This is a genomic window from Ktedonobacter racemifer DSM 44963, assembly GCF_000178855.1.
Lineage (GTDB): Bacteria > Chloroflexota > Ktedonobacteria > Ktedonobacterales > Ktedonobacteraceae > Ktedonobacter > Ktedonobacter racemifer.
Map to the genome: position 1 here is coordinate 747,612 of NZ_ADVG01000001.1, position 19,341 is coordinate 766,952.

At 54.8% G+C, this 19,341-nt stretch carries 13 protein-coding genes and 1 riboswitch; of the genes, 3 read left to right on the forward strand and 10 right to left on the reverse strand.

Going from position 1 to position 19,341, the window contains the following annotated elements; all coding sequences use genetic code 11:
- Positions 1-194: 194 nt before the first annotated feature.
- Positions 195-360, reverse strand: a riboswitch (FMN riboswitch).
- 108 nt (positions 361-468) lie between these two features.
- Positions 469-954, reverse strand: coding sequence for a redoxin domain-containing protein (locus KRAC_RS03480; protein WP_007904537.1), 486 nt, complete (start codon positions 952-954; stop codon positions 469-471).
- 426 nt (positions 955-1,380) lie between these two features.
- On the opposite strand from KRAC_RS03480, the gene KRAC_RS03485 reads away from it, so the two are divergent.
- The gene (locus KRAC_RS03485; RefSeq protein ID WP_007904539.1) at positions 1,381-2,778 is read left to right on the forward strand and encodes a glycosyltransferase 87 family protein; all 1,398 of its coding nucleotides are present in this window, start codon (positions 1,381-1,383) and stop codon (positions 2,776-2,778) included.
- Here the strand turns inward: KRAC_RS03485 and KRAC_RS03490 are convergent.
- Together KRAC_RS03490 and iscB are read right to left on the reverse strand one after the other, a co-directional pair.
- Positions 2,773-3,798 carry an NAD-dependent epimerase/dehydratase family protein gene (locus KRAC_RS03490; protein ID WP_007904540.1) on the reverse strand — a complete coding sequence of 342 codons (1,026 nt, stop codon included), beginning with the start codon at positions 3,796-3,798 and terminating at the stop codon, positions 2,773-2,775. The genes KRAC_RS03485 and KRAC_RS03490 overlap by 6 nt on opposite strands.
- 51 nt (positions 3,799-3,849) lie before the next feature.
- Positions 3,850-5,139, reverse strand: a complete 1,290-nt coding sequence (gene iscB, locus KRAC_RS03495) for an RNA-guided endonuclease IscB (protein ID WP_007904541.1) — start codon at positions 5,137-5,139, stop codon at positions 3,850-3,852.
- Positions 5,140-6,362: 1,223 nt separating this feature from the next.
- Here iscB and KRAC_RS03505 point away from each other — a divergent pair.
- Positions 6,363-8,108 (forward strand): aldehyde dehydrogenase family protein, encoded by a 1,746-nt coding sequence (locus KRAC_RS03505; RefSeq protein ID WP_007904546.1) that lies wholly within the window; start codon positions 6,363-6,365, stop codon positions 8,106-8,108.
- Here KRAC_RS03505 and KRAC_RS03510 read toward each other — a convergent pair.
- From KRAC_RS03510 to KRAC_RS03540, 7 genes are all read right to left on the reverse strand, one after another.
- The gene (locus KRAC_RS03510; RefSeq protein ID WP_007904551.1) at positions 8,105-8,668 is read right to left on the reverse strand and encodes an HdeD family acid-resistance protein; all 564 of its coding nucleotides are present in this window, start codon (positions 8,666-8,668) and stop codon (positions 8,105-8,107) included. The two genes, KRAC_RS03505 and KRAC_RS03510, sit on opposite strands and share 4 nt — an antisense overlap.
- Positions 8,669-8,834: 166 nt before the next feature.
- Positions 8,835-10,292: an RNA-guided endonuclease InsQ/TnpB family protein gene (locus KRAC_RS03515; RefSeq protein ID WP_040441867.1), complete on the reverse strand. Its 1,458-nt coding sequence runs from the start codon at positions 10,290-10,292 to the stop codon at positions 8,835-8,837.
- Positions 10,261-10,869: an IS607 family transposase gene (locus KRAC_RS03520; RefSeq protein ID WP_007904553.1), complete on the reverse strand. Its 609-nt coding sequence runs from the start codon at positions 10,867-10,869 to the stop codon at positions 10,261-10,263. Before KRAC_RS03520 ends, KRAC_RS03515 begins: the two co-directional genes overlap by 32 nt.
- A 145-nt stretch (positions 10,870-11,014) precedes the next feature.
- Positions 11,015-11,983: a universal stress protein gene (locus KRAC_RS03525; protein WP_007904556.1), complete on the reverse strand. Its 969-nt coding sequence runs from the start codon at positions 11,981-11,983 to the stop codon at positions 11,015-11,017.
- Positions 11,984-12,151: 168 nt separating this feature from the next.
- On the reverse strand, positions 12,152-13,360 hold the full coding sequence (locus KRAC_RS03530; protein WP_007904558.1) for a PQQ-like beta-propeller repeat protein: 1,209 nt from the start codon (positions 13,358-13,360) through the stop codon (positions 12,152-12,154).
- 15 nt (positions 13,361-13,375) lie between these two features.
- Positions 13,376-15,757, reverse strand: coding sequence for a DUF2298 domain-containing protein (locus tag KRAC_RS03535; RefSeq protein WP_007904560.1), 2,382 nt, complete (start codon positions 15,755-15,757; stop codon positions 13,376-13,378).
- Positions 15,758-15,788: 31 nt separating this feature from the next.
- Entirely contained in the window at positions 15,789-18,230 is a 2,442-nt protein-coding gene (locus tag KRAC_RS03540) for a heavy metal translocating P-type ATPase (protein ID WP_007904568.1), read from the reverse strand.
- Positions 18,231-18,506: 276 nt separating this feature from the next.
- On the opposite strand from KRAC_RS03540, the gene KRAC_RS03545 reads away from it, so the two are divergent.
- Positions 18,507-18,959, forward strand: coding sequence for an ArsR/SmtB family transcription factor (locus KRAC_RS03545; RefSeq protein WP_007904569.1), 453 nt, complete (start codon positions 18,507-18,509; stop codon positions 18,957-18,959).
- Positions 18,960-19,341: the final 382 nt, after the last annotated feature.

Here is a 19,341-nt window from a genome sequence, read left to right on the forward strand (position 1 = left end):
GAGGCATTGGGGGGAGAGCAGTAACGACCATACAGAACATAGCCCGCATGCATCACAGATATGCGTAACTACGCCACTCACCAACCCTTAATAATTCTTATTCCGAAAACCAACGTCGCTCACGCGACTAGCGCTCCGCGCTCAGGATTTCGGATCAGTAGATATTGGTTGGATAAGTAGAAACTGGTCCTTATAGAAACCTTCTCCCATCCGGACTATACCGTCGGCTTCGGATTTGCACCGAATCAATCACGCCAGGCATTTCCATGCCTGAGGACTCGCGGGCTCTGCCACTGGTTCCTTGCGAACCACATTGGCAATACCGCCGGTCGGGAATTACACCCTGCCCCGAAGGTCTTACTTTTCCTTAGTATGCCACAGACGCCACCAATACGCAAGGGGAATTTTATAAGCAGCAAAAAAGCGGCCTGGGCGAACATACATTCGCCCAGGCCGCTTTTTTGCTGCTTATAGTTTGCGCAACGCCTCAAAGAGGTCTTCGTTGTCGGGCATCTCACCCGGCGCATGCTGGATCTCAATATAACGGATGATGCCTTCTTTGTCGACGACAAAGAGGGCGCGCTCGGACATACCCGCGGGATGCCGTATCCCATACAGGTCTACAACCTTCCCCTGGGGATAGAAGTCTGAGAGATGGTGGAAAGATGTCTGCATGGACTTCTGCCAGGCCTCAAGGGCAAAGGGGCTATCCATGCTGATACTAACTACCTCAGTGTCATAATCCTTGAAACGCTCCAGGTCGGCCTCGTATGAGGGCAACTGGGCGGAGCAGACACTGCTGAACGCGAAAGGCACAAAAGCGAGAACGACGTTCTTTTTACCGCGAAAATCGCTGAGGCGCCAATCTTCTTTCCCTTCAGTCTTCAATGTAAAATCGGGGGCGACGTCGCCCACCTTTAAAGTCTTTGTCTCGGTGCGATTTCTAGTATCCATTGGCTTTGTGTTAACCTTCCCTCTTCTAACACAAATAGAGTGGGTGATATCTTCAGACTGATACTATCCACTATACTCTCCCAGGCAACGAATAGCGAGATCGTGTCCGCGTTCTGGTTACCTGACATACACATGGCTCGTCTTGTATGGTGCGCGAAACCATGTTGAAGTATACCACCATTCAAAGCCTGTGTGCTGGTGTACGTCAGGGCGTATCCTGCTCGTGACTCATAATCGGCTGCCTGCCAGAACTCAAAACACCCTTTATGCAGTCCTATACACCAGATACACCGAAGTACAACAAGTAAGTTCGCATACATCAACAAACATGGTTAAGGCAGACTTTTATACTAACTTATAGACTGACTATGCATGTTTCTACTTGCCAATACATAGTGCATCATTGACGGAGAGGGGCTGGTTATCGTGTCACAGAAAGAGCTACATCTCGACTATACCCACAAACAGCGTGGTGTCTTCTCATCTTTGCTTGCGTATATGCACAATCCACGCGATCTCGTTTCCTACACCCCGATTATCTTTGTTACCATTGCCATGTTTGTGGGCACATCCTGGCAACTCTTTCTCCCCAAAAGCGATCCCGCGCGCTATCAGTGCTATGCCCTGTCGTTCTGGTTCGGTGGCGATGCGCTCAAACGCCTGCCAGTTGAGCAGTGCGCCTTTCTACAAGGGAGCATCCTGCAGGCGCCTTTTCATATGCTGCCCCTTGAATATCCGCCGCTTACCCTCATCCCCTTCTCGCTGGCACTCCTGGCTCCCCTCTCCTACTATCAATTTGTCTTCGCCTTCTTGATGTCGCTCGTAGCCTTCCTTATCTACTGGCTCCTGCTACGCTATGGACCCCGCAATTCCGCGCTTACCTGCGCTTTCTATCTACTCATTGGAGCTATCGCGACGACTCAAGTGCGCTTCGACATCCTGCCCGCGGCGCTTACCCTGGTGGCCTTGATCGCCGCTGAGCGCAAACATTGGACTATGGCCTACCTTGCCCTGGTCATCGGGACGCTCCTAAAGCTCTATCCCCTGCTCTTGCTGCCAGCCTTCTTTATCGCGGAACAACGCACCCTGGGACGCTTCCACCAACCTCCAACTGGTCTCAAGCCACGTGATATCCCGCGCCAGCTCTGGCTGACCCTACGCGAATTTCGCCGCTGGTCATGGCGCAACTGCTTGCTCTTCCTGGCTTGCCTGGTCGTTCTCACCGGCGGCTTTGCGCTGTTAAATTTTGATGGGGCCGTTCTCAGCCAGCTCAGCTACTTCTTCAAGCGCCCTCTCCAGGTAGAGGCAAGCGGCAGTTCTCTCCTCTGGCTTGCCAGCCGCTTTGGCGTTTCGTTCAGGGTTGTCTATGACTTTGGTTCGCTCAATATGGATAGCGCGCTGGGTGACATCGTCTCCAAGTTAAGTACGCTGGGCCTGGTCCTTGGCTACGCATATACGCTCTACTTGCAGTGGCGCGGCAAACTCAGCCTGGGACAAACGCTGATCGCGCTCCACCTGGTCTTTATCACGACTGGAAAGGTATTCAGCCCCCAGTACTTGATCTGGCTCCTGCCACTGCTGGCCTATGTCTACTCTGCGGAGGGGCTCTGGCTCTTCTGCTGGGGTACCATTTCAGCTCTGACGACCTTCATTTATGCCTACCTCTATTCTCGCTCGCCTGATATCATGCAAGTGCCGGGCTTTTTTGAGTGGGTCGCGCTACGCAATCTGCTCTTCGTCCTGTTAACCCTGGTCTACCTTGCCAACTGGTTCAGGATACGCGAGACGCAGCACGTAACGGAGGCCCAGGTCATGCGCTCATAGCTCGCGCATGCCCTGGCTTAATTTCTGCTCCCGCAAGTACCAGCGCACACTCTCCTCGATCCCGCGGGTAATGTCATACGCAGGCACAAAATCCAGTTGCGCGCGGGCCTTCTCCAGCGCAAAATACTGATCACGTCCAAAAAGCGTGACGCCATAGGTCGTCAAGGGCGGCGGCCCCACACGACCCGGTCCAGGCAGGCCCCAGAGCTTTTCCGCCGCCCACGCCGCGCCATATGTTGGCCAGTAGGGAAGATGCCAGCGAATAGGCCTTGCTCCCAGGTAGCTGGCGATCAACTGAAAAACCTCCTCTTGCGTGACGCGCCGATCATCAACCAGGGTATAGGCCTCCCCAAGCACCTGCGTCCCGGCTTCGACAGCCTGGATCATACCCTGGGCCACGTCGCGTACATATATCGCGGGCAGAATGTTCTGTCCTGTTCCGAAGATAACGCCCCGTCCCGTCTGGATCAGTCCTGCCAGGCGACCAAAGCTGGCCTGGTCGCGTGGACCATAGATCCAGCCAGGGCGCACAATCACAATCGGTGCCTTCCGCTCCCCTGCCAATCGCAACAAGGCCAACTCTGCGGCAACCTTGCTGCGACTATAGAAGTTATTCTCCGCGTGCAAGGGATGCTCCTCGCTGACCTTCCCAAACAGGTGATGCCCATAGACTGTAATCGAGCTCGTATGGACAATGCACCTGACCCCAGCCCCCAGTGCGGCTTTCACCAGGTTGATCGTTCCCTGTACATTGACCTCATAATACTCTTTCTCAATGCCCCAGGGCCCCGTCCGCGCCGCTGTGTGATAGACATAGCGCACGCCATGTACGGCGCGTCTCAACGAGAGGGGATCGCAGATATCACCAGAGCATATTTCCACCTGCTTGAGGGAGTTGAGGTGAGTGCGATCCTCGGCTGGCCGTACCAGGGCGCGCACCTCGTTCCCGCGCTCCAGCAGCATCTCCACCAGGTGTCCTCCCAGAAATCCAGCTCCGCCAGTTACCAGTACTTTAACCATTACGCTCCCTTTCCACCACCAGAAAATAGCGCCATGCGGGTGCCCTTGTCTTTAGACATGGGGAGGAGCATGGCGCACCCCTTTCTGTTTATACTCATAGCCATCAGCTCTTTGCACACATCGTATATATTTGGGGTGGATGTCGACGTTCCCAAGCCGGAACGAAGGACGATGGCGAATGGCAATTCGTCCTTCAAACCTTCCTTTGGGGCTGATGGCTTTGATCAGATCACCCGTTTGATAGCCAAGAAACTTCTTTTTGCGCTCTTTGTGTTGCTTCGGGAATCCATATTTATCAGTCGTGCACATTTGTCTTTTCCCTTGGCCTGTCGCAAGAATATGCAATGGCACGATTCCTTTCTGGGAAAGTCCAGCAGGGGTACTCTTGCCCACACAAGCGGCATCGAGCCAATGCGTTTTTGCTAGCCTTCTTGTGGTGCGATTGTACTTTGTTAAGCCGCCACTTCCGCACTCGACAGTCAATCCAAACCTCTTGAGCCGTTCCAATAAAGCCAATCGCGTGGTATTGACGGCACTGGCATCCCTCAGTGGCTTTTTGACCTGCGCCAAAATCCGCTTGAGCACCTCAGGCTTTTTTGCAAGGAACACGCGAATATCCTGCGTGCCTTTGGCAGTATTGCACGGTTCACAGGCCAGGGTAAGATTGCTTATTCTCTTTGTGCCACCGTTGGCACGAGGATGAATATGCTCAATCTGCAAAGGAACGTTTTGCGCACCACAATACGCACAAGCCCGTCCCCATTTTTCGAGCAAGTATTCCCTGATTTCATAGCCTTGCAGCGTGCCTTGTTGGTATTCCACGCCTGCGATATTGGGATTCTCTATCAATTGCATATCAAACTTCACAAGCTCCTGACTGAGAGCTGCAATAGGAGCATAGCGACACAAGCGAGCTACCCACGTGAGGATATTGGCAAGGCGACTTTCCAATGAGGGTGGCAACCACCCTTTCTTCCTCCGTCGATTCTGAAATCGTGGTTTACGATAGCGTGTGTTGCGGTTGCGTCGGCTACGACGAACCGTACGACGACGCTCTAAGCTATCTTTGACAGCGTGCCCTCGATGCTCAAGTTCAGCCGCGAAGATTACCTTCCCGTTGGCATCATTGACCAGGGCAATCCCTGTGGTTTTGCTTCCAGGATCAAGCTTGAGCCGCAAAGGTTGGACCTCTGGCTGCTCAACCACACGCTTAAGCACAATCGTAAAGGGGTATCTGCGATACACAGCAGCTTTGCCTTGCGTGAGTAAGCGCCGCGCCTGCGCTGGATGTACCGGATTAAGTGGTTTGTAATCACTATCAATCACAAACGCGTTGCTCAAGTTGAGCCTCCTATTGCTAGGGTAATGGTTGCCTCGACAAGGATAGAGGGCGGTACTTTTCCCTGAGCACTGCATAAAACCCCGTTTTGCCGTTTAACCCAGGAATTCTAGAGCTACAGGCTGGCACGCACCCGTAGGTAGGAACTTGAACACTTTACCTCTATCGTAGCCCGATAGCTTTGATGATTGTATCCATCAGCTCTGGCTGAGTCTGGTCAGGTCCAGACTCGCTTTCACAAGCCCCTGCCTTTAGACATGGGGTACCTGACTTACATATTCCTCTATACACATCTAACGTACAACTCAGGCTTTTTTATCACCCTCTGCCCGCTACACAATACAGTAGTAAAAACCTTACTTAAACTACCAAAGGTAGATATAGGACAAATGACACTTGCAAGAGCCAAAAGTGATACTCATACTTTTCTCAAAGACTCTACAAAAAGTCGTGATGTGCATTGGCAGTCATAGACTATCAGAAAGGACAAAGGATGATGTCACGCCTATATTCTCTCCGCCTTGCCAGCTTGATCGGACTCTTGGGCTCTGGACTTGTAATCATTGGATTCTTCTTGCCGGCTCGCTTTGTTACAGTGATATTCCACCTACAGCCGCCATTATATTCAACAGATTCGTTTTGGAGCATGCTCGTTAATACAGTAACTGGTGGTACCATACATGATTTGTCTTCGGAAATGGCAATCGGATCATTTTTGCTCTCTATTCTCGTTCCGCTATTGACCTTTCTTACCGGGCTTTTCGGTAAAAGGAAGCGTGCCATTTTCATCCTCAGCTTGATATTTGCCACCCTGGGGCTCCTAGAATTTCTAGCCTCTTCGCTACTTCTCCTATCCTTCTCGTTCCCTCATACCGGGACCGAGATCCATACTTCTGGTCCTGGCTTCTGGCTGATGCTTATCGGCTTTCCTATATGTATTGGGAGTAGCATCGCCCACATTGTGCTCTTCACGCCACATGGAGCGAACTTTCAGTCTAACGCTGGTCTACCTGGCCCTGTATGAGATAGGTGGGGGCACTCGCTCTTTCTCCAACGTGCCCCCTCTTCACACTAGTCTGGAGGAAACGCCTATGATTTCCTCCAGGCTGGTCGTTGATCTATGACGTGGCATATAATAAAAGATCTCTATTCAGAAAATCCAGTAATCACACTTAGATATACGCAGTCGTATGTGCTTCGCACAGAAGAGAAGGAGGGGACACTCATGTCCACACTCACACCGGCTGGTTCGCCACAATTTCCCACCATCGCCGACAAGGTCTCAACCCATGAGGAGATGGATCAGGCCATCCACGCACTACAGGAGCACAAGGACACCTGGGTCGCGACTACGCTCCAGCAGCGTGTCTCCCTCCTCACAGAATTAATTCAGAACATTGCCGCTCTCGCGCCACGCTGGGTTGAGGCCTGTAGTCAGGCCAAGCATCTCTCGCCTCAGTTGACCGGCGAGGAGTGGAGCATGGGCCCCTGGCCCATTCTGCGCAACCTGCGCCTACTACGCCAATCCCTGTTAGATATCGAGGCCTTTGGTCGCCCACGCATCCCCGGTCCCGTCACAACTCGCGATAACGGACAGGTGGTGGCCCAGGTCTTCCCCACAAATAATTATGATCGCATCTTCTTTACAAACATGACCGCCGAGATCTGGATGGAGCCAGGCGTGAGCGCCGAAACCCTCCCACAGACACAGGCCCTTATTTATCAGGAAGGCCAAGCCCAGCAGTCAGGCATGGTAGCTCTTGTGCTGGGCGCGGGCAATGTCTCCTCTATCGCGCCTACAGATGTGCTCTATAAGCTTTTGGTGGAGAACCAGGTTGTCCTGCTCAAGATGAATCCGGTCAACGCCTATCTGGGACCCCTGATTGAAGAGAGCTTTCAGCCACTTGTCAAGCGAGGCTTTCTGCGTGTGACCTATGGCGGAGCCGAGGAGGGTTCATATCTCTGCGATCATCCCGGCATTGAAGAAATTCACGTCACCGGTTCCGATAAGACCTTTGATGCCATCGTCTTTGGCCCTGGCAGCGAGGGAGCGCGGCGCAAGGCGGAGAAGCAGCCCTTACGCACAAAACGTGTCACAGGCGAGCTAGGCAATGTCAGTCCCGTCATCGTCGTCCCTGGTCCCTGGAGCGAGGCTGATCTGCGCTACCAGGCCGAGCATATTTTCTCGATGCTCACTACCAATGCTGGCTTCAACTGCAATGCAACACGTGTGATTATTACGCATAAAGGATGGGGCCAGCGCGAGGCTCTTTTAAACAAGCTGCGCGAGCTGATGGCGGCCCAACCTGCACGCCAGGCCTACTATCCAGGCGCGCAGCAGCGTATGCAGGGCTTTGTTGAGGCCCATCCTCAGGCCGAGCGCTTTGGGGCGACGGACAACGGCAATCTTCCCTGGACGTTGATTGCCGATGTCGATCCTACGGCTGAAAATGATATCTGCTTTACCACGGAGGCCTTCTGTAGCCTCTTCGCGGAGACGGCCCTGGAGGCCGACGGTGTGGTTGACTACATCCAGAAGGCCGTCAATTTCGCCAATGAGGATCTCTGGGGGACACTCAACGTCACGCTGCTTGCCCATCCCAAATCGCTCAAAGATCCCGCCGTCTCCACGGCTGTGGAGCAAGCCATCGCCGATCTGCGCTATGGAACGGTCAGCCTGAACTACTGGGCTGGCACCAGCTTTACGCTGGGCAGCACGACCTGGGGCGCATATCCCGGCCACACCATCGATGATATCCAGTCTGGCGTTGGCGTTGTACATAACACATACATGTTCTCGCACCCACAGAAAAGCGTGGTACGCGCTCCCTTCAAAAGCACGCCCACGCCTCCCTGGTTCGCGACCAGGGGCCAGGTCCTTACCAAAACCTTTCCACTACTCGCAGACTTTGAGGCCCAGCCCTCTCCCTGGAAGGTTCCCTCCATCGTGCTCGCGGCGCTTGGCCGCTAGTCATAGCCATGGCGTGGTGGTGCCTCCTGAGGCACCGCCTCGCGTGTCCTCGCTGGCTGCAAGGCCTGGAAAAACGTCAAGATGCCATACACAATGGCGTAGAGACCAATAAAGCGCACATCTGTAACCACATTTGGCGAACTCTTCAGCAGCAGATAGCCGCCTATGATCAAGGAAAACACCGCCGGGAGCAGCGAAAGCCAGTCAGTACGGAGACTACGCGTACGGAAGAAGGCGAGCATTTGCGTGACACCGACGATAATAGCCCAGATGGCAAAGGCATAGATGAGCGTTATCTTGGTGAGTCCAGGCGCAAAGATGATCAGGCCCGCGATAACCAGGCCCGCGACACCACTCAAGGCGATCAGCCACCAGCGAGGATTCTGCCTTCTCTTACTGATGCCAATTGCCAGTGCGGCGATCCCATCGATGATGCCCAGCGTGGCAAAGGCGGCAAGAAACAGGAAGAAGGAGATTCGTGGCATAAGAGCGAGCACAATGCCAAAGACGACAATCATGATCCCACGGAACACCAGCCATAAACGCCTCTGCCAGGTCATGGGTTCAGCGTGTGCCCTTCCTGGACGCATAATAGTTGATCAAAGCATAACCATCTATTGCAATGATTATCCTTCTCACTTTAACCTACGCCTGTTTACCAAACAGCGGACTAGGCGGGAGGATGCACTACGAGCATCCTATGCACCTCTCTCTACTGAGAGATGTTCACTCGTGAGATGATTCCAGGAACATCTCTGGGGGATCCCAGAAGCTCAACTGGACGGGAGGCCCGGCATCCTGGATCCTCTGCTGATTCTGCTGTTTCCACGCTTCATGCCGCGTCATGAGGAGCGCCTTGACCTCCGAGGTCGAGCGACATGCCGCCAGTTTCCGATCCCCCCAGCGTCCCGCGAGCGTCTGTGCGGCTTTGCGGTCGGCCTGGTCTGCGTAACCACAGACCAGGCACTTGAAGGTTTTCTGGTTCGGCCGATTAGCGCGATCGACATAATGGCAGCGGGGGCATTCCTGAGAGGAATAGGCGGCTCGGACCGTGTGGGCTGCCATGCCCTGTTTGGCGGCGGCCCAGGCCAGCTGCTCTGGGATATGCCCCAGGTGAGAAGCATACAGATAACTGTTCATCACCCTTGCTTTGAAGCGCATCGAGGCCACATTGAGGTCCTCATAAATGAGTCTGGCATCTCGATGATCTTTGACCAACGCATTGACCGCCCGGTTGATCTCTTGCTTGACGTGACGGCTCAAGCGTTGCGACGTTTCAGAACTTGTCGAAGGAAGCTTGCCCTTTGGGACGCCTTTCTTTTCCAGACAGGCTCGCAGTTTCGCCTTGCGGCGACGCTTTTCCCGATCGTGCTTGTGCTGTCGGGCCATCTTGCCATGAAAACTGCCATACGCTTTATTGGTGGAGGTCGTGAGGAAATGGGCAATGCCCACATCGACGCCTACTGTAGGGGCGTCAGGCTTGGTTTGAAGAGGAACGTCCTCGTCAAAGGAGAGCGTCAGCCACCAGACTCCATTGCGCTTGTGAAGTGTTGTGGATGCATTGAGCGTGCGGCCTTCGAGTGCTCGTTTGTGATAGGAGGCGAGTTTGACTGGGACTCGAAGCGGATTCCCGACATCTAAGGTGGACACGCGCAGCCAGTAGTCGAACGTGGAGTCCTCCGACTTCTCGAGCACCACCACGTTGACATTGGCTTGGATGACTGGCACACGCAGCACAGGGAGATCCCATTCGGTCCAGGTCGGTTCGCGGCGTTTGAAGGCGGACATCCGGCCTTCCGCCTGAGCCTTGGCCTTAGCCTGAGCGTAATCAGCCACATCTTCCAGGTATGCCTGATAGGCGTTCGCTCGATTCGTGCGAACGCTTTTGGCAATGCCTGCGGCTTGCTGTATTGCCACTCGATGCAAGCGGTCGGAAAGATCGGTTTTGAAGACGGTTTCTTGGTACTTGTCCGGGCTTGTCTCGGCCTCGCAAAACAGGGTGGTGTACTGTTGGCACAGCGGCAAGTAAACCGCCACAAGCTGATCGAGCGCCTCAAGTTTGCCAGGATTGGCCTCAATGAGACGGATATGGGTCACCGCTCGAGTGATGGTCTGCTTCGTCTTCTTTTTGCGCTTGCGCTTTTTTTTCTCATCAAGCGAGGCTTTTTGGGGCTTCTTGCTCACGAGCGGGTCCATTCTGCTGCAAAGCCGCTAGCACTTGTTCCGTCTTGCGTTTGGCTTGTCTGCGACCATAAAGACGAGCGCAAAACGAGGGAATGATGCTGATAAAATCGCCCATGAGATCATCTTCGGCGGTATCAGCGGTGTTGACGATGACCAGTTTCCGTCCTTGCATAGCCAACAAGGTCTGAATATAGGCCACGCCAAAGCGAGAAGCGCGATCTTTGTGTTCAACCACGATCTGCCCGATTTTGGGATCTGCCAGCAGCGCCAGAAACTTGGGCCGCTGATCGTTGATGCCACTGCCGCACTCTTTGACGACTTTGCTGACCGACCAGCCTTGGGCATTGCACCAGGTCACCAGCCGCTCGGCTTGCCTTTCCAGATTGTCTTTGTTTTCGCTGCTTGAAACACGAGCATACACAGCGACGGCGTGGACCGGAACCGAGCGAAGCTCTGGCGGATCAATGATCACGGTGCCGGTGGGCAATTGATAGCCGGGAATCTGGCCGCGTTTCCACATACGCCAGGCGCTGTTATAACTGATCCCAATCTTCTTGGCATAACTCGATAACTTCATACATCCAAGTATACTCTATCTGCTTGAGATATGCAAGAGATGATGATACTTTGTGATGGTTGCTTATACGAAATGGATACTTCGCCGTAACATGCTTACCTCCGTTTACTACGCAAAAACTCCGGCCTCTTGCTTTCCTCCATCATCAACTATCCTTGCGCTGCTCTGATGTTTCATCAGGTTTGATCAGCAAGACGGGGAGAGGCGTTTTTTGCAGAATATGTTCCGCGACGCTGCCCATAATAAAACGCCGCTTCCCTCCGCGCCCCGAAGTCGTCATCGCGATCAGGTTATGTGGGGCCGCGGCTCCGTCGCCTGACGCGGCGATATGGACCAGGGTTGGTGCGACCTGCTCATCACTGTATACTGAGAATTTGATCTCAAGCTGGAAGGTTGATGCCAGGCCACCTCGTAAACGTCCAGCCAGGTCTTGCAGATACCGCTCTGCCTCCTCGCGTGCTTGCCCATGCTGCTCGTCTGTATGGTGGGCTGATGGCTTTATGATTTGGACCAGGTGGAGTGAACCGACGCCCGCACCGCTGAGCGCTGCTACAAGCAAGCCCACGGGGACTATAGCCTCCTCGGCCTGCGGTGAACCATCCAACGGCACCAGGGCATGAATCGGTGTCGCCAATTCTGAGACCTGTTCGTCCTGTTCCGGCTTCTGCACACGGTGGACCAGGACTGGTATCGGAGAATTCCAGGCAATCTTCTGCGCCACGCTCCCCAGGACCAGGCGCGCCAGGCCGCCTCGCCCATGACTTCCCATCACGACAATTTCCATATGGTGACTGGTGATAAAATTCAGGATGGCGTCTGGAATCGCCAGTTCGGCCCGCACCTCTTTCACCACATTGAGACCTGCCAGGAGAGGAGAGCTCGCGATTTTGTCCAGATAGGCATGATCCCCCTTCATCTCCAGATCCGTCATTTCCGCCAGGTCGGCGGGTACGAAAACGCCCGCGACAGAGGTCGACGCATATGTATATTCCTGGTTGGCTATACGCAAAAGGTAGAGTGTTCCATCCACAGCCCGGGCGAGCCTGGCCGCCAGCACCAACGCCTGCTCAGAACACGCTGAGCCATCCAGTGGCACAAGAATCTGCTGAAACATGCACTTACACTCCCTCCTCATATTCATAGATACGCTACCTAATCAGCATACTCTTATAGGGTAAGGGCGATGGGGGTGCGGCATGGACAATTGTCCATGCCGCACCCCCATCGCCCTTACCTTTTATTCTGCGTTCTAATTTAAAAAAACACTTGTCAAAACTCAAACTCACGCCACCACGACGATGGCGGTATACTGCGCGCCTCCACGCGAACGCGCACTCAGGAGGAGCTTCCCCTGCGTATCAAGCACATCAATGCCGTTCTCGCGATCTACATATATCTTGCCGTGCTGTACGCTTACTGAGTCTATCGCGACCCTGGTCTGGGGTGTGTACACCCAGTTGATGCGTCCAGTCTCTGTAGCGAGAGAGAACACGCTGTGCGCTCGCGGTGTTCCTGTTTCGTCAGACGCAACATTACCGGTGACATACACCTGCACGCCCTCTACCCGGGGTGCCTTCCCTGTGAAACCTATATCCACGCTCTGCCAGAGCAGTTTCCCATCACTTGCGGCGTAGGCCGTGATCCCTTTGCCCGTCGCGCCAGCATAGATAACACCACCAGCCAGACTGACATCGCGCACCTCGCCCGCCTGCCCTACTTCCCACTCAACCCTTCCCGTACTGGCATCAAACGCGTAGAGCGTGCTCGCCTCTTTGCCAGGAGAAACACTGAAGAGCATATCTCCTGCTCGGTGAGACTGGGTCAAAGGCTGCGCTCTCTGGACCTGCACCTGCCAGCGTAGGGCACCCGAAGGCAAACTATAGGCCGCGAGCGTTCCACTACCAGCGATATATAACATATCTCCATCAAGGGTAAACTCGCGGATACCTCGGGTCCCGATAGTCCGTGTCAGGTTCCCATCGCTGAGGCGCAAGACATAGATGGAGTTCTCTCCCGCTACATACAGTTCGTTGCCTCGAGTCTCCGCTCTGCTAGTGCGTGTGATATCCAGTTGCCCGGCGACATTACTCTGCCAGCGCAACGCGCCCGTGCTTGCTTCCAGGGCATAGACGCCTCCCACACGAGTCTCGACAAAGACCGTGTTACGGCTGACGCTGACAATACTATCTGCCTGCGTGAGTTGTGTGTCAGGTTGCTTCATCAGGTCAAGCTGATAAAGCCAGCGCACCCGACCCGTAGTCGGATCTATGCGCATGACCAGCCCGCCATTCTCCAGGTAGATTCCGGGAGGTGTTGGCTGCTCAAGGGTGGCTGGGCTGGCATGAGAGGCTTGAAAAAAGGCCTCGGGATCTTGTTGTACCCTGAGCAGAACCACCAGCGCGAGCACGCTCAATATAAGCGTGCCCACAATTAAGCAGGTGGCAAGCAACGCAAAGAGCGTCCGCGCACGCTCCGATCTGAACCTGGGCATGACAGTCACCACTCCCTACCGGACCTTGTAGATGGTGACGCCATCGGCCTGGTAGGCGATATCCATGAAGCTGCTAAAGCGCTGGAGGTCGCTGGGGGCATAGGTCTCGCGCTCCATCTCACCCACATAGAGATAGGTGACCTGGTAGTGCTTGAGCAGTGCCTGCACCTGGGCATTATCGCTGCTGGTGTAGATAGTCTTAATATCTGTCTGCCGCTGCTGGAAGTCCTCCGCGTTCACCGGATTACGCAGCCAGTTGACGCGCCACTGGTACTCGTGTCCAACCCAGCCCATCAGGGTGGGCAAACCTGTCAGCGCGGAAACACGGGCAAATTTAGAGTAGTCATCGCCCAGCGCCTCGACGATGACTGGCGTGCCGCTCACATGCGCGTTAAGCCAGTGAATAGCCTCATAATCCCCTTTATCGCCTGGGGAGGAGGTTTTTAGGTACTCCATGCCGTCCAGGTTCAGGGTATGTTGCAGGTACAGTTCGCCCGTGAGGGGTTTGCTCTGGACATAGCGCGCGTATGGAGCAACAAGCGGATAGGCCATGGCCATCACCACCAGTACCACTAGTCCAAGATACCAGACTCCCTGCGCGCTACTCTTGAGCCAGGCTGGCTGCCGCACATGCTTAGACCAATACGCCAGCGTCTCGCGGATATAAAAGAGGCCCGCGCCCGAAGCCAGCGCCAGCAAGCCCCAGGACTGAAAGTAGAACTTGAAAACACTGTTCATACGTGGATAGGAGTCCGCGAATACATCACGTAAGAAGAACACTTCGCACCCGGCGATCAGCAACAGAGCCAGCGCCCCCAGCCAGAGCGCAAACATATGCCCCAGGTCATCACTCACTTTGAAGGCCAGGTAGATCGCAAGCGCCGTCAGCCCCAGGGAGATCAAAAATGTCCGCCACTCCGGCGTGATGATCGCGACAATGATCCCCAGTACAACGACCGCACCCAACACGATCCAGGCGGGATTCCAATCCGCTGCCGCGACGCCCTCTGCCCTGGCCTCGCGCGCTGCACGCAGGCGTGCGCCAATCAACCGGTAGTAGCCACAGATGAGCAATGAGAGAAAGACAAAGGCCTGCAAGCCAAAGATAAGCACTTCGTCCCACAGTGGCGAGCGTTGTCCAGGTGGCACAATGCCAATCCCTTGCGAGGGCGAGATAAAGCCCATGTAAAAAGGCAGGAAGAGCAAGAAGGAGAGCGCGACCAGCGTGCCCGCAGCGGCGAAGATGTCCAGGAGCAGCAGCCACTGCCAGCGATGCTCATAGACCCGCCACTGCTGCCAGGCGATACAGACAATGACCAGGCCCATATAGGTCGGATAATCCCAGCCATTCATGACAAACAGGCTGCCCACTACCAGCGCAGTCACGCCAATGGTCGCGATACGCGCGAGGCCTTGCCCAAAGAGATCCAGGCCCTTCCCTGCTGGTGCGAGCAAGAGCGAGAACGCCAGGCCAATGGCCATAAAAGTGAATGAGTACGTGAGGACGTGGGCATGGAAATCATCGAGTAGATAGCTAAAGGCGGGAAACTCGTTGATGGTCTTGCCAATGACGCGCGAGGGCGAGAACCAGTCATAGACGCGCCCAGCATGCGAGTCAAACCACCACTGCACAAAGGCCGCCAGGTTGCCCAGGACCAGGCCCGACGCAACGCTTGCTCCGCCATAGAGGATAGCCTGGCTCAAAGGATAGACTTGCTCGCTCTGCTCTCCGCCGTCCGCGACCAGGGCCGCGTCTCTCCTGGCACGCAATCCCTTTGACCAGGCGACAATATTACTGGCAACGCCAAAGAGGTTCGCGGCACAGATGCCAAATAAGAGGCAGAAACCCGTATTAAAGGCGACCGCTGGAACCTGTCCCAGCAGTTTGGCCAGCGTGGCGACCATAAAATGCCCATAGTAATAGTAGTTGATGCTTGAACCCGAGTACCACATATCGCTCGGCGGCAGGTGCTCGCTGCGCATAATCGATGCCAGGAAGCCCCCATCCATAAACATCTCATATGAACGGATATCCGGCCCATAGCCACGAATCCACCCCAGCCCCAGGACCATACCGATAAAAACGACCTCGCTCGCCACGACATACGGCCACTGCGTCTTCACAAATCGACCAATCTCGCCCCGCATTTTAAGTAGTCCCGGGATACTGCATATCGCCAGTATCAACACTTCGACTATAAGAAACACCTGAGTATAAGGGAGAGCGCGCACGACCATGAGGGGGAACCAGGCACAGAACGTCAGGAGGGCGATGGCCAGGCCCTTGCTAAAGGCCCAGCCACGATCTGGGAGATGGCGAAATACGCTGAACGTGAGGGGTAGGCAGAACAGGCCCAGCACCTCCGCCAGCACGATCATTGCAAGCAGGTCTATCATATTTTCTCTTTCGCGTGCTTACTTCTAGCTATTACTTGCTCTTCTCAAAGCGCAATAAGCGCATGCTGTATGCAATGACGAGCAGCGCGGCCCCGGTGTCGGCAAAGATGGCGAGCCAGAGATTGGTTACCCCTAACAGGGTTAAAAGCAGGAAAAGCGCCTTGATGAAGAGAGAGAATGCAATATTGGTCTGGATGGTTCGTAACGCCGCGCGACTGAGCCTGATCACAAACGGGAGCTGCGCCAGGTCATCTTTCATCAGCGCAACGTCCGCCGTCTCGATCGCGGTATCGCTGCCTGCGGCACCCATGGCGATACCCACACTCGAAAGCGCGATAGCTGGAGCATCGTTTATTCCATCTCCAAGCATAGCCACTGACGTATGCGCCGTCAAGAGTTTTTTGACCTCGCTTACTTTTTGGTCAGGAAGCAAGCCAGCATACACCTGGTCAACACCTGTATGCTGCGCCACGGCCTTTGCCGTCTGCTCATTATCCCCGGTCAGCATAACTATCTGCTCAACACCTGCTTGCTTAAGTTGAGCGATAGTCTGCGCAGCCTCGGGGCGCACCTGATCCGCGACGGCAATAAGGCCTAGTGGCTCCTCATTGCGTCCCACAATTAAAATCGTTTTCCCTGCTCGCTGAAGGGTCTCGATGCTCTTGCGGGTATGTGCGTCGCACGCGGGGAAGAGCTTCGTGCTCCCCACTAACACTATGTCCGCGCCTATTGTGGCCTGCGCGCCCCGGCCCGGCAAGGCCAGGAAGCTCTCTGGCTCGTTCCACGCTAGCTGACGCCGCTCGCCCTCCCGGAGAATAGCTCGCGCCAGAGGATGCTCCGAACGACTCTCCACCGTCACCGCCAGGCTCAATAGTTCATCTTCCGTGAGCGTTCCCAGCGGCAAGACATCCGTGACAACAGGCTGCCCCTGGGTGAGGGTTCCCGTCTTGTCAAAAGCCAGCACCTTGACGCGCGCCAGCGCCTCCAGGTAGGCTCCGCCCTTGATTAAGACACCACTACGTGAGGCACGCCCAATCGCGGCTACAATCGAGACCGGTGTTGAGATTACCAGCGCACATGGGCAGGCAATGACGAGCAGCACCAGCGCCTTGTAGATCCACGTCGTCCACGCTCCATGGAACGCCAGCGGCGGGACGATGGCGACCAGCAAGGCTAAGACCATGATCGCGGGCGTATAGATCTGGGCGAAGCGGTCGACAAAACGCTGTACGGGAGCGCGTGATCCCTGCGCCTCTTGCACCAGGGCAATGATCTTCGCCAGCATAGAATCCTGGGCACGCTTGCTGGCCTGCACTTCGATAAAGCCATGCTCATTGAGCGTTCCAGCAAAGACTTCGTCGCCGACCTGCTTCTCAACCGGGATGCTCTCACCAGTGATGGGTGCCTGGTTGACAGTTGTGGCACCGCTCAAGATCTTGCCATCGGCGGCGATACGCTCACCGGGGCGCACCAGGACGACATCTCCGGCGCGTAGCGCGTCTACGAGAACCTGGCGCTCTTCGCCTTCTACCTTGATGCGCGCGCTCTTGGGTGAGAGATCCACCAGGCTGCGCAGTGAGTCGCGCACCCGTTCCATGGTAAAGCCTTCCAGGAACTCGCCCAGGGCGAAGAGAACAACTACCGCGGCCCCCTCTGACCACTGACCCAGCGCGACCGCGCCCACAACGGCAATCGTCATCAGGAGATTAATACCTAGCGTACGCCCACGCACCAGGGCGAAAAAGCCACTCAAGGCCACGCGATACCCACCAACACAGATGGCGAGCGCATAAAACAGGGTCGACAGCCAGCCCACGCCAGGAATATGGCTCAACAGAAAGGCTATGCTCCATAGGAGCGCCGCCACCAGGGTTGGCAGCCAGGCCCGAGCGCTCTGCCAGTACTGCTGGAGCGCATTTTCCCTGATGACAGGGACCTCTTCTGCATGCGCATACTCATCCGCGTGTTCGTCACCACACGAACCACAGCCACAGCTCGCGCCAGCCTCCTGCTTTTCGGCAACCTGTTTATTCAACACTGATACTTGCAAAGGGGAAACGACGCTATAGCCCAGTTCCCGCACACGCTTTACCAGCCTGGCATGGCTCACACCTGTCGCTTCATAGCCAACCGCCATCTTTGAGGTCGCGAAGTTAACGCTGACGTGTACCAACCCCTGCATCCTACGCAGCCCCTTCTCCAGGGTGGCCGCGCAATCGGCGCAATCGAGTCCGCTCAGGATAAGCGTTTCATGGCGCAGCCTCTGCTCCAACGACGTTTGCGTCTGTGCGATCAGGCGCTCGACATCGAAGGCTGGATCAGGTAGATCCTCATAGGTCACTACAAGCAAGTTACCCTTCCCCTCATCCACCGCCTTGATGCCCTCGGCCTTGAGCAACTCCTGCTGCAAACAGGACCCACACGCATTCCCATTATCGGGAGCGAGTTTTAAGGTTGTGGTGTGCAACGCCATACGTCTTCCCCTTTTTCTTACGGTTCACAAAACATGCTTTATGCGCTCAACAAGGTCGCAGCCCTCTTATCTCACACCCTCCCCTGCACGCGACTCTCTGTCAATTAAACAATTTAGCATTTACTAAATTGTACTCAAAAATATACCTCTTCGCAAGCACCTTCCAGCTCTCTCCTCCACTTGTGGGAGCCAAAAAGTAACGCTATAATGCGTAGAGGAACTCCAATTAAAATACCCATTACGACACATCAGGTTCTTTATCCGGGGAGGAAAGTCATGCAGTCCCGTTTGACAAAGCAGAAATCAGGCGACGAGCGCTGCCAGATTCCAGGCGCTAACCGTGAGCGGGTAGAAAGTGGGCGCGCCAACCTCTTCTCCGATGATACCGCTATTGAGGTGGCTGAGATCTTTCGCGCACTTGGCGACTCCAGCCGCATCAAGATTGTCTATAGCCTGCTCAAACAGGAGCTATGCACCTGCGATCTCGCCGCCATTATCGGTAGCTCAGAGTCCTCCGTCTCCCAACATCTACGCATCCTGCGTCAGCTCCGCCTGGTCAAAAGCCAGCGCCGGGGCAAACAGGTCTTCTATAGTCTCGACGACGCCCATATCCGCACCCTTTTGGTCGTCTGCTTAAGCCATGTGCATGACGCAGATCAACATCAAGAGGAATTGGGCAGAATGCTCGAACTTTTCACGATTGAGCAAGATACGCCGACAAAACTCTAGTATAAGTCTATTCACCCCCAAAAAAGTACTGAATTTTCTCACCGCCCAGCATGCAGGCTAGCAACCACTATTCAAGTATGTTACGCTCTCGTCGATGGTAAACAACAACGAGGTAACAACACAAAGACACGTTCCTGATTCCACATCAAACATTCTATCTGAGGCATAACCAACTTTTATCTTAGCGCTTATCTACGGTAGATAGCCTCCTCTTGGTGGTTCCAGAATCGATAATGCCACCAGTCACAGGCAGATAGAATTCAACAAGTCGTAGCCCTGAGCATTGACGTCTTCGCGGGATACATAAATACTACGACCACAATTTATTCAAAAGCACGTCGTTAAAAGAAGAAAACTTTCGTCCCAATTGAAATTGTAACTG

Bases quoted from the DNA above. Each gene is read 5' to 3' on its own strand.
- KRAC_RS03525 (WP_007904556.1), bottom strand. From the start codon at position 11,983: ATGTTTCAGCAGATTCTTGTGCCACTGGATGGCTCAGCGTGTTCTGAG.
- KRAC_RS03535 (WP_007904560.1), bottom strand. From the start codon at position 15,757: ATGATAGACCTGCTTGCAATGATCGTGCTGGCGGAGGTGCTGGGCCTG.
- KRAC_RS03510 (WP_007904551.1), bottom strand. From the start codon at position 8,668: ATGACCTGGCAGAGGCGTTTATGGCTGGTGTTCCGTGGGATCATGATT.
- KRAC_RS03490 (WP_007904540.1), bottom strand. From the start codon at position 3,798: ATGGTTAAAGTACTGGTAACTGGCGGAGCTGGATTTCTGGGAGGACAC.
- KRAC_RS03540 (WP_007904568.1), bottom strand. From the start codon at position 18,230: ATGGCGTTGCACACCACAACCTTAAAACTCGCTCCCGATAATGGGAAT.
- KRAC_RS03505 (WP_007904546.1), top strand. From the start codon at position 6,363: ATGTCCACACTCACACCGGCTGGTTCGCCACAATTTCCCACCATCGCC.
- KRAC_RS03545 (WP_007904569.1), top strand. From the start codon at position 18,507: ATGCAGTCCCGTTTGACAAAGCAGAAATCAGGCGACGAGCGCTGCCAG.
- KRAC_RS03480 (WP_007904537.1), bottom strand. From the start codon at position 954: ATGGATACTAGAAATCGCACCGAGACAAAGACTTTAAAGGTGGGCGAC.
- KRAC_RS03520 (WP_007904553.1), bottom strand. From the start codon at position 10,869: ATGAAGTTATCGAGTTATGCCAAGAAGATTGGGATCAGTTATAACAGC.
- KRAC_RS03530 (WP_007904558.1), bottom strand. From the start codon at position 13,360: ATGCCCAGGTTCAGATCGGAGCGTGCGCGGACGCTCTTTGCGTTGCTT.